The sequence below is a fragment of the Kitasatospora sp. NPDC056184 genome, assembly GCF_042268405.1.
GTDB lineage: Bacteria > Actinomycetota > Actinomycetes > Streptomycetales > Streptomycetaceae > Kitasatospora.
The window spans coordinates 15843-30833 of record NZ_JBHJUI010000024.1 but is presented as its reverse complement, the minus strand read 5'-3'; the positions used below and the strand labels follow the sequence as shown (position 1 = coordinate 30833).

General features: G+C 74.6%; 15 protein-coding genes. 11 read left to right on the top strand and 4 right to left on the bottom strand.

Translation table 11 applies throughout. The annotated features are described in order from the left end of the window. Positions 1 to 22: 22 nt before the first annotated feature. The 8 genes from ACFC0B_RS33035 (at position 23) to ACFC0B_RS33000 (ending at position 8540) form a co-directional block, all read left to right on the top strand. Entirely contained in the window at positions 23 to 1129 is a 1107-nt protein-coding gene (locus ACFC0B_RS33035) for a quinone-dependent dihydroorotate dehydrogenase (RefSeq protein ID WP_376094346.1), read from the top strand. Positions 1130 to 1170: 41 nt separating this feature from the next. Beyond that, a complete protein-coding gene (pyrF, locus tag ACFC0B_RS33030; protein ID WP_376094343.1) occupies positions 1171 to 2004 on the top strand; it encodes an orotidine-5'-phosphate decarboxylase in 834 nt (277 codons plus the stop codon). Between the two features lie 359 nt (positions 2005 to 2363). After that, positions 2364 to 2690, top strand: coding sequence for an integration host factor, actinobacterial type (gene mihF / locus ACFC0B_RS33025; RefSeq protein ID WP_030056187.1), 327 nt, complete (start codon positions 2364 to 2366; stop codon positions 2688 to 2690). A 48-nt stretch (positions 2691 to 2738) separates the two neighbouring features. Next, on the top strand, positions 2739 to 3296 hold the full coding sequence (gmk, locus tag ACFC0B_RS33020) for a guanylate kinase (RefSeq protein WP_376094340.1): 558 nt from the start codon (positions 2739 to 2741) through the stop codon (positions 3294 to 3296). Between the two features lie 36 nt (positions 3297 to 3332). Further along, positions 3333 to 3599, top strand: a complete 267-nt coding sequence (gene rpoZ, locus ACFC0B_RS33015) for a DNA-directed RNA polymerase subunit omega (RefSeq protein ID WP_030056185.1) — start codon at positions 3333 to 3335, stop codon at positions 3597 to 3599. Between the two features lie 156 nt (positions 3600 to 3755). Beyond that, positions 3756 to 4991 carry a bifunctional phosphopantothenoylcysteine decarboxylase/phosphopantothenate--cysteine ligase CoaBC gene (gene coaBC, locus ACFC0B_RS33010; RefSeq protein WP_376094337.1) on the top strand — a complete coding sequence of 412 codons (1236 nt, stop codon included), beginning with the start codon at positions 3756 to 3758 and terminating at the stop codon, positions 4989 to 4991. Positions 4992 to 5143: 152 nt separating this feature from the next. Then, positions 5144 to 6352 (top strand): methionine adenosyltransferase, encoded by a 1209-nt coding sequence (metK, locus tag ACFC0B_RS33005; protein WP_376094334.1) that lies wholly within the window; start codon positions 5144 to 5146, stop codon positions 6350 to 6352. 100 nt (positions 6353 to 6452) lie between these two features. Next, complete coding sequence (locus ACFC0B_RS33000; protein ID WP_376094331.1) at positions 6453 to 8540, top strand: primosomal protein N'; 2088 nt, start codon at positions 6453 to 6455, stop codon at positions 8538 to 8540. A gap of 118 nt (positions 8541 to 8658) precedes the next feature. Here the strand turns inward: ACFC0B_RS33000 and ACFC0B_RS32995 are convergent, their stop codons facing one another. Continuing rightward, positions 8659 to 9279: a hypothetical protein gene (locus ACFC0B_RS32995; protein WP_376094328.1), complete on the bottom strand. Its 621-nt coding sequence runs from the start codon at positions 9277 to 9279 to the stop codon at positions 8659 to 8661. A gap of 255 nt (positions 9280 to 9534) precedes the next feature. Here ACFC0B_RS32995 and def point away from each other — a divergent pair, with 255 nt between their 5' ends. The 3 genes from def (at position 9535) to ACFC0B_RS32980 (ending at position 12639) form a co-directional block, all read left to right on the top strand. Continuing rightward, positions 9535 to 10080, top strand: coding sequence for a peptide deformylase (gene def / locus ACFC0B_RS32990; protein WP_376094325.1), 546 nt, complete (start codon positions 9535 to 9537; stop codon positions 10078 to 10080). Positions 10081 to 10126: 46 nt separating this feature from the next. Further along, entirely contained in the window at positions 10127 to 11068 is a 942-nt protein-coding gene (fmt, locus tag ACFC0B_RS32985; protein ID WP_376094322.1) for a methionyl-tRNA formyltransferase, read from the top strand. Positions 11069 to 11166: 98 nt separating this feature from the next. Then, on the top strand, positions 11167 to 12639 hold the full coding sequence (locus tag ACFC0B_RS32980; RefSeq protein WP_376094319.1) for an RsmB/NOP family class I SAM-dependent RNA methyltransferase: 1473 nt from the start codon (positions 11167 to 11169) through the stop codon (positions 12637 to 12639). A 130-nt stretch (positions 12640 to 12769) separates the two neighbouring features. Here ACFC0B_RS32980 and ACFC0B_RS32975 read toward each other — a convergent pair whose 3' ends face one another. The 3 genes from ACFC0B_RS32975 to ACFC0B_RS32965 form a co-directional block, all read right to left on the bottom strand. Beyond that, positions 12770 to 13750 carry a LysR family transcriptional regulator gene (locus tag ACFC0B_RS32975; protein WP_376094316.1) on the bottom strand — a complete coding sequence of 327 codons (981 nt, stop codon included), beginning with the start codon at positions 13748 to 13750 and terminating at the stop codon, positions 12770 to 12772. A gap of 299 nt (positions 13751 to 14049) precedes the next feature. Further along, complete coding sequence (locus ACFC0B_RS32970; protein ID WP_376094313.1) at positions 14050 to 14490, bottom strand: hypothetical protein; 441 nt, start codon at positions 14488 to 14490, stop codon at positions 14050 to 14052. Positions 14491 to 14517: 27 nt separating this feature from the next. Beyond that, positions 14518 to 14871, bottom strand: coding sequence for a DUF6204 family protein (locus ACFC0B_RS32965; RefSeq protein ID WP_376094310.1), 354 nt, complete (start codon positions 14869 to 14871; stop codon positions 14518 to 14520). Positions 14872 to 14991: the final 120 nt, after the last annotated feature.

Genomic DNA, 14991 nt, shown 5'->3' with positions numbered 1-14991 from the left:
TTCCATGCCCTGGGAGGACTTTGTGTACAAGCTGCTGTTCGACCTCGTCTTCAAGAAGATGGACCCCGAGAAGGCCCACCACCTGGCCTTCTTCTGGATCCGGCTGGCCTCCTCCGTGCCCGGCCTGCGCGGCCTCGTCCGGCTGGTGCTCGCCCCGCGCGACCGGGCGCTGCGCACCGACGCCCTCGGCCTCGCGCTGCCCGGCCCGTTCGGCCTGGCGGCCGGCTTCGACAAGAACGGCGTCGGCATCGACGGGCTGTCGATGCTCGGCTTCGACTACGTCGAGATCGGCACCGTCACCGGCGAGGCGCAGCCGGGCAACCCGCAGCCGCGGCTGTTCCGGCTGGTCGAGGACCGCGCCCTGATCAACCGGATGGGCTTCAACAACCAGGGCTCGGCCCGGGTCGCCGCGCGGCTCGCCGCCCGCTCGCACACCAGCTCCACGCCGGTGGTGGGCGTCAACATCGGCAAGACCAAGGTGGTCGAGGAGGCCGACGCGGTCGCCGACTACGTCAAGTCCACCGAGCGGCTGGCCCGGTTCGCCGACTACCTTGTCGTCAACGTCAGCTCGCCGAACACCCCCGGGCTGCGCAACCTGCAGGCCGTCGAGCACCTGCGCCCGCTGCTGAGCGCGGTGCGCGAGGCCGCCGACCGGACCACCCCGCACCACGTGCCGCTGCTGGTCAAGATCGCCCCCGACCTGGCCGACGAGGACATCGACGAGGTCGCCGACCTCGCCCTGGAGCTGGGCCTGGACGGCATCATCGCCACCAACACCACGATCGGCCGCGAGGGCCTGCGCAGCGACGCCGCCCGGGTGGAGGAGATCGGCATGGGCGGCCTGTCCGGCGCCCCGCTGAAGGAGCGCGCGCTGGAGGTCCTCCAGCGGCTGCGCGCCCGCACCGGGGGCCGGCTGGTGCTGGTCTCGGTCGGCGGCATCGAGACCGCCGAGGACGCCTGGCAGCGGATCCTGCACGGTGCGGACCTCGTCCAGGGCTACAGCGCCTTCATCTACGAGGGCCCGTTCTGGTGCCGGCGCATCCACAAGGGCCTGTCGGCCCGCCTCCGGGCCGGCGGCTTCCGCAGCCTGGCCGCGGCCGTCGGCAGCGCCGTGGACCAGCGGCCCTGACCCGCCCCAACCCCCCGCTACGAGCCCTTCGGAAGGACGTCATGACCCTCGCCCCCTTCGGCACCCGCCTGCGCCACGCCCTCGACACCCGCGGCCAGCTCTGCGTCGGCATCGACCCGCACGCCTCCCTGCTCGCCGCCTGGGGCCTGGAGGACACCGTCGCGGGCCTGGAGACCTTCAGCCGCACCGTCGTCGAGGCGCTGGCCGGCCGGGTGGCCGTGCTCAAGCCGCAGGCCGCCTTCTTCGAGCGCTTCGGCTCGCGGGGCGTCGCCGTCCTGGAGAAGTCCGTCGAGGAGGCCAGGGCCGCGGGTGCGCTCGTCCTGATGGACGCCAAGCGCGGTGACATCGGCTCGACCATGGCCGCCTACGCGGAGGCCTTCCTGTCGCCCGGCAGCCCGCTGTTCTCGGACGCCGTCACCGTGAGCCCGTACCTGGGCTTCGGCTCGCTGCGCCCGGCGCTGGACCTCGCCACGGCCAACGGCGCGGGCGTCTTCGCGCTGGCGCTCACCTCCAACCCGGAGGGCGCCGAGGTGCAGCGCGCCGTCGGCGCGGACGGCGAGCCGGTGGCGGCCGCCGTGCTGCGGCAGCTGGCCGCCGAGAACGCCGGTGCCGAGCCGCTGGGTTCGTTCGGCGCGGTGGTCGGCGCGACGCTGGCCGACGCGGGCGTGGACCTGGCGATCAACGGCCCGCTGCTCGCCCCCGGCATCGGCGCCCAGGGCGCGACGATGGCGGACCTGCCGCGGGTCTTCGGCGCCTCGGTGCGCAACGTGGTACCGAGCGTCAGCCGGGACGTCCTGAAGCACGGCCCCTCGGTGGAGGCGCTGCGCTCGGCCGCCGACCGTTTTGTCCAGGAGTACGCGGACGCGGTCAAGTAGCGGACGAGGAGGAGGGGTTCGCTCCTGGCGAACGCTGCGCAGCGCCGCCATGACGGGCTGCGACAGTCCGCCGGAGCGGCGGCTTGACGTGAGCGCCGTCACATCGGCGCCGCCCAAGGTTCGCAATCGCGGTCATTTTGCCCGGGAAAGTCCTGGTCGGCCTTGGCTGACCAGGACTTTTCGTGTTCTTTTCCTGACGTGGCGCCGCAATCCGGGTAGTGTCCGGCGATAGGTCACCGAGGAGCCGCGAAACCCGCTGCTCCCGCAGGTCAGGGGCGGCGAGTTCGCTCTCTGGCCGGTGTCCTGGGAAGCACAACAGTCATAGTTCAATCCCTTCCATCCACCCTGAGGTGAACGGCGTGGCTCTTCCGCCCCTTACCCCTGAACAGCGCACCGCCGCGCTCGCCAAGGCCGCCGAGGCTCGCCGGGAGCGCGCCGAGGTCAAGAACCGGCTCAAGCACTCCGGCGCCTCCCTGCACGAGGTGATCAAGGCCGGCAAGGCCGACAACGACGTGATCGGCAAGATGAAGGTCTCGGCCCTGCTGGAGTCCCTTCCGGGCGTCGGCAAGGTTCGTGCCAAGCAGATCATGGAGCGGCTCGGCATCTCCGAGAGCCGTCGTGTCCGCGGGCTCGGAACCAACCAGATCGCCTCCCTGGAGCGGGAGTTCGGCGGCGGTGCCGCCTGACCGTGCCCCGTGGTCCCGGGATCGTCCGCGATCCGGGATAATCGGTGCATGAGTGAGCGTCCGCGGCTGACCGTGCTCTCCGGCCCCTCGGGGGTCGGCAAGAGCACGGTCGTCGCTCATATGAGGAAGCAGTACCCCGAGGTCTGGCTCTCGGTGTCGGCGACGACCCGCCACCCGAGGCCGGGCGAGCAGGACGGGGTCCAGTACCACTTCGTCGACAACGACGAGTTCGACAAGTTGATCGCCAACGGCGAGCTGCTGGAGTGGGCCGTGTTCGCGGGGAACCGCTACGGCACGCCCCGGGCGGCGGTCCAGGAGAAGCTGGAGCGCGGCGAGCCCGTGCTGCTGGAGATCGACCTGCAGGGTGCCCGGCAGGTGCGCGAGTCCATGCCCGAGGCGCAGCTGGTCTTCCTGGCCCCGCCGAGCTGGGACGAGCTGGTCCGCCGGCTCACCGGCCGGGGCACCGAGCCGCAGGACGTGATCGAGAAGCGGCTGGAGGCCGCCAAGGTCGAGCTGGCGGCCGAGACCGAGTTCGACACGACCCTGGTCAACACCTCCGTCGAGCAGGTGGCGAGCGAACTGCTAGCCTTGCTCGGTGTAGGCTGACCTGTTGTCTTTTCCACCCTTTCGGAAGGTTTTCGCGTGTCCTCTTCCATGACCGCGCCCGAGGGCATCATCAACCCGCCGATCGACGAGCTGCTTGAGGCCACCGACTCCAAGTACAGCCTGGTCATCTACGCGGCCAAGCGTGCGCGCCAGATCAACGCGTACTACTCCCAGCTCGGCGAGGGCCTGCTGGAGTACGTCGGCCCGCTGGTCGACACCCACGTGCACGAGAAGCCGCTGTCGATCGCGCTGCGCGAGATCAACGCCGGCATGCTGACCGCCGAGGCGGTCGAGGCCGCCTGAGGCGGTCCCACCTTCGTGTGAAGGGTCCGTCGGAGTCCGCTCCGACGGGCCCTTCGGCGTCTCCCGGGCTGTGGGGGGTGCCACAGTGCGGGTGATCGTCGGCGCGCCGTAGGGTTGGCAGGCACCTGAGGACCGCCACGAGGAGAGCTGGGGAACATGAGCGGCAGCACGGAGCGGACGGACGCACCGCGGGTCGTCCTCGGCGTCAGCGGCGGCATCGCCGCGTACAAGGCGTGCGAACTGCTCCGCCGGTTCACCGAGTCCGGCCACCGGGTGACGGTGGTGCCCACCGCGGCCGCGCTGCACTTCGTCGGCGAGGCCACCTGGGCGGCGCTCTCCGGTCGCCCGGCCGCCACCGAGACCTGGGAGAGCGTGCACGAGGTGCCGCACGTGCGGATCGGGCAGAACGCCGATCTGGTGGTGGTCGCCCCGGCCACCGCCGACCTCATGGCCAAGGCCGCCCACGGGCTCGCCGACGACCTGCTCACCAACACCCTGCTCACCGCGCGCTGCCCGGTCGTCCTGGCGCCCGCGATGCACACCGAGATGTGGGAGCACCCGGCGACGAGGGAGAACGTCGCCACGCTGCGCCGCCGGGGCGTGATCGTGCTGGAGCCCGCCAGCGGGCGGCTCACCGGCAAGGACACCGGGAAGGGCCGGCTGCCCGAGCCGGCCGCGATCTTCGACGCCTGCCGCGCGGTGCTGCGGTACGGCGGCGGGCGGAGCGACCTGGCCGGCCGGCACGTGGTGGTCTCGGCCGGCGGCACCCGCGAGCCGCTGGACCCGGTCCGGTACCTCGGCAACCGCTCCTCCGGCAAGCAGGGCTACGCCCTGGCGGCCACCGCCGCGGCCCGTGGGGCGCGTGTGACGTTGATCTCGGCCAATGCCGCGCTGCCCGATCCGGCCGGGGTGGACGTGGTCCGGGTGGCGACCGCGCTGGAACTGCGCGAGGCCGCGCTGAAGGCGGCCGAGGACGCGGACGCCGTGGTCATGGCCGCGGCGGTCGCGGACTTCCGGCCCGCGGTCTACGCCACCGGCAAGATCAAGAAGGTCGAGGGCGTCGAGCCGGCGCCGGTGGAGCTCGTCCGCAACCCCGACATCCTGGCGGAGCTCTCCGCCCACCGCACCCGTTCGGGCCAGCTCGTCGTGGGATTCGCGGCGGAGACCGACGACGTGCTCGCGCACGGCCGGGCCAAGCTCGCGCGCAAGGGCTGCGACCTGCTGGTCGTCAACGAGGTCGGCGACGGCAAGGCCTTCGGCCAGGACGTCAACGAGGCCGTGGTGCTGGGCGCGGACGGCAGCGAGACGCCCGTCCCGGTGGGTCCGAAGGAGGTTCTCGCGGACGTCGTCTGGGACCTCGTCGCGGAACGGCTCGAATCCTTCGCCGACTGATCTCGCAGAGTGGTCGGCGGGTCTCCAATCGCGGAATGGCGTGACGATTCTCGGTAGCTGACCGTTACACTCCAGGAATCAAGTCTTTCCGGAAGCCCCCGGATCCGTCCGGGGTCTTTCAGTCAGCAGCCGCTGCAACCCCAGGGAGCGCTGTGTCTCGCCGCCTGTTCACCTCGGAGTCCGTCACCGAGGGACACCCCGACAAGATCGCTGACCAGATCAGCGACACCATCCTTGACGCTCTCCTCCGCGAGGACCCGACCTCCCGGGTCGCGGTGGAGACGCTCATCACGACCGGCCAGGTGCACGTGGCCGGCGAGGTGACCACCAAGGCGTACGCGCCGATCGCGCAGCTCGTCCGGGACAAGATCCTGGAGATCGGTTACGACAGCTCCAAGAAGGGCTTCGACGGCGCGTCCTGCGGCGTCTCGGTGTCGATCGGCGCCCAGTCGCCGGACATCGCCCAGGGCGTCGACACCGCGTACGAGGCCCGGGTCGAGGGCGACGGGGACGACCTGGACCGCCAGGGTGCGGGTGACCAGGGCCTGATGTTCGGCTACGCGTCCGACGAGACGCCCGAGCTGATGCCGCTGCCGATCACCCTGGCCCACCGCCTGTCGCGCCGCCTGACCGAGGTCCGCAAGAACGGCACCATCCCGTACCTGCGCCCCGACGGCAAGACCCAGGTCACCATCGAGTACGACGGCGACAAGGCGCTGCGCCTGGACACCGTGGTCGTCTCCACCCAGCACGCCAGCGACATCGACCTGGAGTCGCTGCTCACCCCGGACGTCCGCGAGTTCGTCGTGGAGCCGGAGCTGAAGGCGCTGGCCGACCAGGGCATCAAGCTCGTCACCGAGGGCTACCGCCTGCTGGTCAACCCGACCGGCCGCTTCGAGATCGGCGGCCCGATGGGCGACGCCGGCCTCACCGGCCGCAAGATCATCATCGACACCTACGGCGGCATGGCCCGCCACGGCGGCGGCGCCTTCTCCGGCAAGGACCCGTCCAAGGTGGACCGCTCGGCCGCGTACGCGATGCGCTGGGTGGCGAAGAACATCGTCGCCGCCGGCCTCGCCCGCCGCGCCGAGGTGCAGGTCGCGTACGCGATCGGCAAGGCCGAGCCGGTCGGCCTGTTCGTGGAGACCTTCGGCACCGAGACCGTGCCGGTCCTCACCATCCAGAAGGCCGTCAGCGACGTCTTCGACCTGCGTCCGGCCGCGATCATCCGCGACCTGGACCTGCTGCGCCCGATCTACTCGCAGACCGCCGCGTACGGCCACTTCGGCCGTGAGCTGCCGGACTTCACCTGGGAGCGGACCGACCGCGTGGAGCAGCTGAAGAAGGCCGTCGAGGCCTGATCGGCGGATCCGACCGTCAGACGGCAGGTGGTGGCCGCCCGGAGCACCGGGTGGCCGCCACCTGCCGTTTTGTCGGTGGGACCTGGTACTACTTGGGGCGATGAGCAGCACGCAGGGGAGTGACGAGGGCGGGGCGCCGGAGCAGCTGGCGTTCATCCGGGAGACGGTCCGCCGGGCCAAGCCGCGCACCTGGCGCGGCGCCAAGCGGGCCGAGCACCTGCCGGTCGCCCGGGTGGTCGTCGACAAGGGCGTGCTCACGATCGACAAGTTCTTCGACTACGAGGTACCGGCCGCGATGGCCGAGGATGCGCAGCCCGGTGTGCGGGTCCGGGTGCGTTTCGGGGCGCGTGTGGTCAAAGGGCAGCGTGAGGGGGGGGAGCTGCACGACGGTTTCATCGTCGCCCGGCTGGAGAAGAGCGACTTCCCCGGCCCGCTCGCCCCGCTCGCCCAGGTCCTCTCGCCGGAGCCGGTGCTCACCCCGCCGCTGCTGCGGCTCTGCCGCACCGTCGCCGACCGGTACGCGGGCACGCTGGCCGACGTGCTGCAGCTGGCGGTGCCGCCCCGGCACGCCAAGGCGGAGGCCGAGCCCTCGCCGCCGCCCCGCCCCCGCCCGCCGGCGCCCGCGCCCGGCGGCTGGTCCCGCTACCCGGCCGGCCCGGACTTCCTCGCCGCGCTGGCCGGCGGCGGCTCGCCCCGGGCCGTCTGGACGGCGCTGCCCGGGCCCGGCTGGCCGTACGAGGTCGCCCGCGCCGTCGCCGCCACCCTGGCCGGCGGGCGCGGCGCCCTGGTGGTGCTGCCGGACGGCCGCTCGGTGGCCCGGGTCGACCGGGCGCTGACCGAGCTGCTCGGCGAGGGCGGGCACGCCGTACTGGCCGCCGACCTCGGCCCGCGCGAGCGCTACCGGCGGTGGCTGCAGGTCAGCCGCGGCTCGGCGCGCGCCGCCATCGGCACCCGGGCCGCGATGTTCGCGCCGGTGCACGACCTCGGGCTGGTGGTGGTCTGGTCCGACGGGGACTCCAGCCACAGCGACCCGCGCAGCCCGCACCCGCACGTGCGGGAGGTCGCCCTGCTGCGCGCCGCCGAGGAGGGCGCGGCCGTGCTGCTCGGCGGGCACGTCGTCACCGTGGAGGGCGCCCAGCTGGTGCGCACCGGCTGGGCCCGGCCGCTGGCCGCCGACCGGGAGACCGTCCGCCGCACCGCGCCCCGGGTTCGCACCGTCACCGACCAGGACCAGCACCGGGACGCCGCCGCGCAGGCCGCCCGGCTGCCCTCGGTCGCCTGGGAGGCGGCCCGGGAGGGCCTGGCGGCCGGCGGGCCGGTGCTCATCCAGGTGCCCCGGCGCGGCTACGTGCCCCGGCTGGCCTGCGGGCGCTGTCGCACGCCCGCCCGCTGCCGGCGCTGCGAGGGCCCGCTGGAAGCGGCCGGGGCGGACGCGCCGCTGTGCTGCCAGTGGTGCGGCGAGGAGGAGCGGGACTGGCACTGCCCGGAGTGCGGCTCGTTCCGGCTGCGGGCGCAGGTGATCGGCGCCCGGCGGACGGCGGAGGAGCTGGGCAAGGCGTTCCCGCGCGTTCCGGTGCGCACCTCCGGGCGGGACGCGGTGCTGCCCACCGTCCCGGACGAGCCGGCGCTGGTGATCTCCACACCCGGCGCGGAGCCGGTCGTCGAGGGCGGCGGCGGGTACGCGGCGGCACTGCTGCTGGACGGCTGGGCACTGCTGAGCCGGCCCGACCTGCGGGCCGGGGAGGAGGCGCTGCGGCTCTGGCTGGCGGCCGCCGCGCTGGTGCGGCCGGCCGCCGAGGGCGGGACGGTGGTGGTGGTCGCCGAGCCGACGGCGCGGCCGGTGCAGGCGCTGGTGCGCTGGGACCCGCTCGGGCACGCCGGGCTGGAGCTGGACGAGCGCGCGCAGCTGCACTTCCCACCGGTCGCCCGGATGGCCTCGGTGACCGGCAGTCCGGCGGCGGTGGCGGACCTGCTGAACCTGGTCCGGCTGCCGGACGAGGCGGATGTGCTCGGGCCGGTGCCGGTGCCGGCGCTGCGGGGGGAGGAGCAGGAGCGCGCGCTGCTGCGGGTGCCGCCCGGGCAGGGCGCGGCGCTGGCGGCGGCGCTGAAGGCGGCGCAGATCGCGCGGATCGCGCTGCGGACGCCGGAGACGGTCAAGGTGCGGATCGATCCGACGGACATCGGCTGACGGACATCGGCTGACGGACGTCGGGCGGCGGACGTCGGGGTGGCGGACGTCGGGGTGGCGGACGTCGGGTGAGGGGCGCGGTGTCCGTACCGCGGCCCCCACCCGGCGTCCGGGAGCGTCAGCCGCGCAGCGGGACGCCGGTGCGGTCGAGGGCGGTGCGATCGATGGTGGTGCGGTCGAGGCTGGGGCGGTCCAGGGCGGTGCGGTCGAGGCCGCCCTGGCGGGCGGCCGGGACGGTCGCGGCGAGTCCGGTCGGGGCGGGGGAGCGGTCGCGCTCCGGCGGGTGGACCGGCCCGTGGGCGACCGCCGGGGTGTGGCCGGGCAGTTCCTCGGAGCGGTCCGGGCGGCTGGGGCTCGGCACCGCGCCGCCCGCCGCCAGCAGCTCACTGGTCGGCCGGCGCATGCCGTACCGGCGGTGCACCGCCTGCTTGGTGACCCCGAGGGCCGAGCCCACCGAGTCCCAGGAGAAGCCCAGCGCGCGGTCGAACTCGACCGCCGCCGCCACCAGCGTCTCCACGCTCTCCCGCAGCTCCTGCGCCAGGCGCACCGTCGGCGCCGGGGCCCGCCCGTACACCACGAAGCCCGCCGAGGTGCTGGGCCGGCGCGGCCGGTAGACGTTGCCCAACTGGGCGGTGAGCGTCCGCAGGGCGTCGACCTGTCGCCTCACCCGCTCGATGTCCCGCACCAGCAGGTGCAGGCTCGCCCGCGCCCGGGCGTCGTGGTTGATCTGCTCGGCCATGGCCTACGTGCCACCTTCCGTACGGTTCGCTCGGCCGGAGCGTCCTTCCCGCGCGCTCCGGCCACGGTCAATTCCACTTGACCAACGCCGGACCGCCCGCCGGGGTCACGCAGGCGGGGCGAGCGGGATGTGCCGGAACCCGGTCCGGGCGGATTGCATAGACTGGCCGACGGCCGCGCGCACGCTGCTCGGCCCGCTCGCCGCCAGCAGCCAGACCCCCGCACCCCGGACCCCGACGGACAGGAGCCCGCTTCCGTGGCGATCCAGCCGATCCGCATCTTCGGAGACCCCGTCCTGCGCGCCACCGCCCGGCCCGTCACCACCTTCGACAAGGAGCTCCGCACCCTCGTCAAGGACCTCACGGACACCATGCTCGACGCCCCCGGCGCCGGTCTGGCCGCGCCCCAACTCGGCGTCTCCCTGCGGGTGTTCACCTACCACGTGGACGGCGTCACCGGTCACCTGATCAACCCCGACCTGTCGCTCAGCGAGGAGGAGCAGGAGGGCCCCGAGGGCTGCCTCTCGCTGCCCGGCCTGCGCTACGACACCCGGCGCGCGCACGGCGTCGTCGCCCGCGGCTTCACCATGTACGGCGACCCGGTCACCATCGAGGGCACTCAACTGCTCGCCCGCTGCATCCAGCACGAGACCGACCACCTCGACGGCATCATCTTCATCGACCGCCTCGACACCGAGCGGCGCAAGGCCGCGCTCAAGGCGATACGCGAGTCGGACTGGGGCTCCGGCCCCGCGCCGGTGGTCAAGGTCTCCCCGCACAGCACCTTCGGCGCGGCGCGCTGACACCCTCCTTCGAACCAGCCAACTCCGTACTGCAGAAAGGCACTTGATGCGCCTCGTGTTCGCCGGCACCCCCGAGGTCGCCGTTCCCGCCCTGGACGCCCTGCTCGCCTCCGACCGGCACGAGGTCGTCGCGGTGGTCACCCGCCCCGACGCCCCCGCCGGCCGCGGCCGCAAGCTCGTCGCCAGCCCCGTCGCCCAGCGCGCCGAGGAGGCCGGGATCGAGGTCCTCAAGCCGGCGAAGCCGAGCGATCCCGACTTCGTCGCCCGGCTCACCGAGCTCGCGCCCGACTGCTGCCCGGTCGTCGCCTACGGCGCCCTGCTGCGCCCCGGCACCCTGGAGATCCCCGCGCACGGCTGGGTCAACCTGCACTTCTCGCTGCTCCCCGCCTGGCGCGGCGCCGCCCCCGTCCAGCACGCGGTGATGGCCGGCGACGAGGTCACCGGCGCGTCCACCTTCCTGATCGAGCAGGGCCTGGACTCCGGGCCGGTCTTCGGCGTGCTCACCGAGGAGGTCCGCCCCGCCGACACCAGCGGTGACCTGCTGGAGCGGCTCGCCCACTCCGGCGCCCGGCTGCTCGCCGCCACCATGGACGGCATCGCCGACGGCACCCTGCACGCCGTCCCGCAGCCCGCCGAGGGCATCACCCTCGCCCCCAAGATCACCGTCGAGGACGCCCGGATCGACTGGACCGCGCCCGCGCTGCGGGTCGACCGGGTGGTGCGCGGCTGCGCCCCCGCCCCCGGCGCCTGGACCGAGTTCCGCGGCGAGCGGCTCAAGGTCACCGGCCCGGTGCGGCTGCTGCCCGGGGCCGCCGATCTGGCGCCGGGCGAGCTGGCCGTCGGCAAGAACAGCGTCCGGGTCGGCACCGGCAGCCACGAGGTGGAGCTCGGCGAGGTGCGGCCGCAGGGCAAGAAGGCCATGCGGGCGGCGGACTGGGCGCGCGGCGCGCGCATCGAGTCCGGCGAGCGGCTGGGCCAGTCCGGCTGAGACCGGCCGAGAGCGGCCGTGACCGGCCGTGACCGGTTTTTCGCGTTACTGTTCGAGAGATCCAGAAATAGCCCCCGCAGCACTTTGAGGCACATCCCATGAGCACGCCCGGCAGTACCCACGGCACCTCCGGCACCACTGGCGCGTCCGGCGGCAAGCGCGCCCCGCGCCCGCACCGGCGCCCGAAGAAGGACCCGGCGCGCATCGTCGCCTTCCGCGCCCTGCGCGCCGTCGACGAGCGCGACGCCTACGCCAACCTCATCCTCCCCTCGCTGCTCCGCGAGGCCGAGCAGAAGGGCATGGACCGCCGCGACGCGGCCCTCGCCACCGAGCTGGTCTACGGCACCCTCCGGCTCCAGGGCACCTACGACGCGGTCATCGCCGCCTGCATCGACCGCCCGCTCAGCAAGGTCGACCCGCCGGTCCTCGACGTGCTCTCGCTCGGCGCCCACCAACTGCTCACCACCCGCATCCCCAGCCACGCGGCGGTCTCGGCCACCGTCGAGCTGGCCCGGGTGGTGCTCGGCGACGGCAAGGCCAAGTTCGTCAACGCCGTGCTGCGCCGGATCAGCGCCCACGACCTGGACGCCTGGATCGAGCGGGTCGCCCCGCCGTACGACCAGGACGCCGAGGACCACCTCGCCGTCGTGCACTCCCACCCGCGCTGGGTGGTCGCCGCCCTGTGGGACTCGCTCGGCCGCTGGCAGCCGGACGACGCCGGGCGCGCCGCCGTGGAGCGGCTGCTGCGCGCGGACAACGAGCGCCCCGAGGTCACCCTGGTGGCCCGCCCCGGCCGGGCCGCCGTCGGCGAGCTGGCCGACGCGCTGCCGGAGGTCGAGCCGGGCCGCTGGTCCCCGTTCGCGCTGCGGCTGGCCGAGGGCGGCGACCCGGGCTCGGTCGCGGCCGTGCAGGAGAACCGGGCCGGCGTCCAGGACGAGGGCAGCCAGCTGGTCGCCCTCGCGCTCGCCGCGGCGCCGCTGGACGGCCCGGACCGGCTCTGGCTGGACGGCTGCGCCGGCCCCGGCGGCAAGGCCGCGCTGCTCGCCGCGCTCGCCGCCGAGCGCGGCGCGGCGCTGGTCGCCAGCGAGAAGCAGCCGCACCGGGCCCGGCTGGTCGCCCGGGCGCTGGCCGGCAACCCCGGCCCGTACACCGTGATCGCCGCCGACGGCACCCGCCCCGCCTGGCGCTCCGGCGGCTTCGACCGCGTCCTCGTCGACGTCCCGTGCTCCGGCCTCGGCGCCCTGCGCCGCCGGCCCGAGGCCCGCTGGCGCCGCCGCCCCCAGGACGTCGCCGCCTTCGGCCCGCTCCAGCGCGACCTGCTGCGCTCGGCCGTCGAGGCCACCCGGATCGGCGGCGTGGTCGGCTACGCCACCTGCTCCCCGCACCTCGCGGAGACCCGCGCGGTGGTGGACGACGTCCTGCGCACCGAGGGCGCCCGGGTCGAGTGGATCGACGCGCGGCCGCTGCTGCCCGGCGTCCCGTCCCTCGGCGACGGCCCGGACGTCCAGCTCTGGCCGCACCTGCACGGCACGGACGCGATGTACCTGGCGCTGCTGCGCCGGACGGCGTAGCGGCCGACGCGCGATCCGGCGGCGCACCGGGGCAGGGGCCCGTGGTGCGCCGCCGCGGTGTCGGTGGGGGCCGACGGCCGGGCCGGTCGGGCCGCTGGGGCCGGGTGGGGCCGGGTGGGGCCGGGTGGGGTCAGCGGGCGGTCAGGGCGGGGCGGGGGGCCGGGCGTGCGGGGTCCGGGAGGGTGAGCGCCGGCAGCTGGCGGGGCGGGCCGGCGGGGGAGGCGACGACGCCGCGGACCATGTCGCGCAGCCAGCGGTGGCCGGCGTCCTGGTCGTTGCGCGGGTGCCAGGCCATGCTCAGGACCACGTCGGGCAGGTCGACCGGGAGGGGGAAGGTGGCCAGTCCGAGGGCCTCCGCCGCCGGGGTGCCCAGACGGGCCGGGGCGAGGCCGACGAGTTCGGTGTCGCGGAGCAGGAAGAGTGCCGCCGGATAGCTCGGCACGCTGGCCACCACGCGTCGGGCGAGGCCGAGTTGGGCGAGGCGCTGGTCGACCTGGCCGGGGCCGCGGCCGTGCCGGGAGACCGTGAGGTGGTCGGCGGCGGCGAACTCCTCGGCGGTCGGGGGCGCGCCGTTGGTCAGCGGGTGGCCGGTGCGGGCGATGCCCACCAGGCGGGTGGTGGCGAGGGGTTCGGTGCGGGTCTCGGGGTCGAGGTGGTCGGTGACGCCGACCTCCAGGTCGATCAGGCCGTCGCGCATCGCGCTGGTGCCCTCCAGGTCGTCCCCGAGGAAGCGCAGGGTCACGGTCGGGGCCTGGGCGCGGACCGTCGCGAGCAGGGCCGCGCCGATCGTGGTCAGCAGGACGTCGCCGGTCTGCAGGGTGAAGCGGCGGTTGAGCTCGGCCGGTTCGGCGGCGGCGGGCGGTATCAGCAGGGCCTGGCCCCGGCTGACCAGGGCGCGGACCTCGGCGCGCAGTTCCACCGCGCGCGGTGTCGGCACCAGCCCGCGCCCGGCCCGGACCAGGAGCGGATCACCGAGCACCCGGCGCAACCGCCCGAGCGTGCGGCTCATCGCCGGGGCCGAGGTGTGCAGCCGTTCGGCGGCACCGGTCACGCTGCCCTCCTCCAGCAGGGCGTCCAGGGCGACGAGCAGGTTGAGATCGAGGTCCGGCATGGGGTTCTCCGCTGGTGGTCGGTCGGCTGGGTGGGGGTGTGGGGGTGGGGATGACCGGAAATGGAAAGCGTGCTGAACCGGGTTTCGCGAGAGCGCACGGCGACTCGGCATCTAGCGTCGATCGCCACAACTCCCCTTGGGAGTAAAGGATCTGACGTGATGATTGACAATGACATGTTGGTGGAGGCCTGCCAAGGAGGCCGTGTGCCGACCTTCTGGGAGTCCGACGGCGTACGCCGGCCGAAGCTTCAGGGTGGTACAGACCACAGGGCTCGCGCCGGAGCGCACCGCCGGGAGGATCACGCCGGAGTGGTGCCCCGGTGGGTCGGTCGGGGCCAGTGGGCCCGCAGGGGGCGGTAGTCGGTCACCGTGATGCCGTGCTCGGCGAGCAGCGCGCGGGTGCGCGGGGCGAGCAGGAAGGCGTGGTCGGAGCGGCGCACCCGCCGGCCGCCGTCGCCCGGGCGGGTGGCGGGCGTGGCGAGGCTCGGGTGGACGGCCCACTCGGTCGGACCCGGCGGGAGTGCGGAGAGCAGCCGGGCCCGGCCGTCGGGGGTGGCGGGGTGGAGCCGGCCGACGGGGTCGAGCAGCGCGGGGACGGCGGCGGCCGGGGCGACCGGGCCCCAGCGGAACCCGGGCTCGTCGGTGTCGCACACCAGGGTGAGGTGGATCCCGAACGGCAGCCCGGGCCGCTCGCGCAGCAGGCGCAGCGGGCTTTCCCCCGGGGCTCGGGCCGCCGGCATCGGATTTCGGGTGTCGGGTCTCGGCGCTCAGGCGTCGCGGGCGGCGCGGCGCTGCCGCTTGCCGAGCGGGGCCTGGGAGAGGTCCTCGGCCTGGGAGCGGAGGTTCTTGTAGCCGTAGCCGCGTTCGTCGAGCCAGGCGCGGGCGGACCGCTCGGCGCGCTCGGTGGCGTCGAGGATGTCCTCCTCGGCCTCGCCGGTGTCCTGGTAGCGGAAGGTGAAGACGGCGCGGGCGCTCAGGTCGTAGCTGAGGTGGCCCTCGGGGGTGAACGCGGCGAACAGGATGTCGTGCTCGGCCGCGCGCGACCGCAACTCCTCCTGCTGCTCGGGGGTGAGACCGTCGAAGACGCCGCGGACGGTGATGCGGAAGGTGCGCGTGCTCATCCGGCGAGCGTATGCCGTGCGGCGGCCCGCGGGCGACGGGTTTTCGGGGGAACGGGCGGCGCCCCCCCCCCCCCCCGGGGGGGGGGGCCCCCGGGGGGGGGGGGCGGGGCGGGCCCCCCC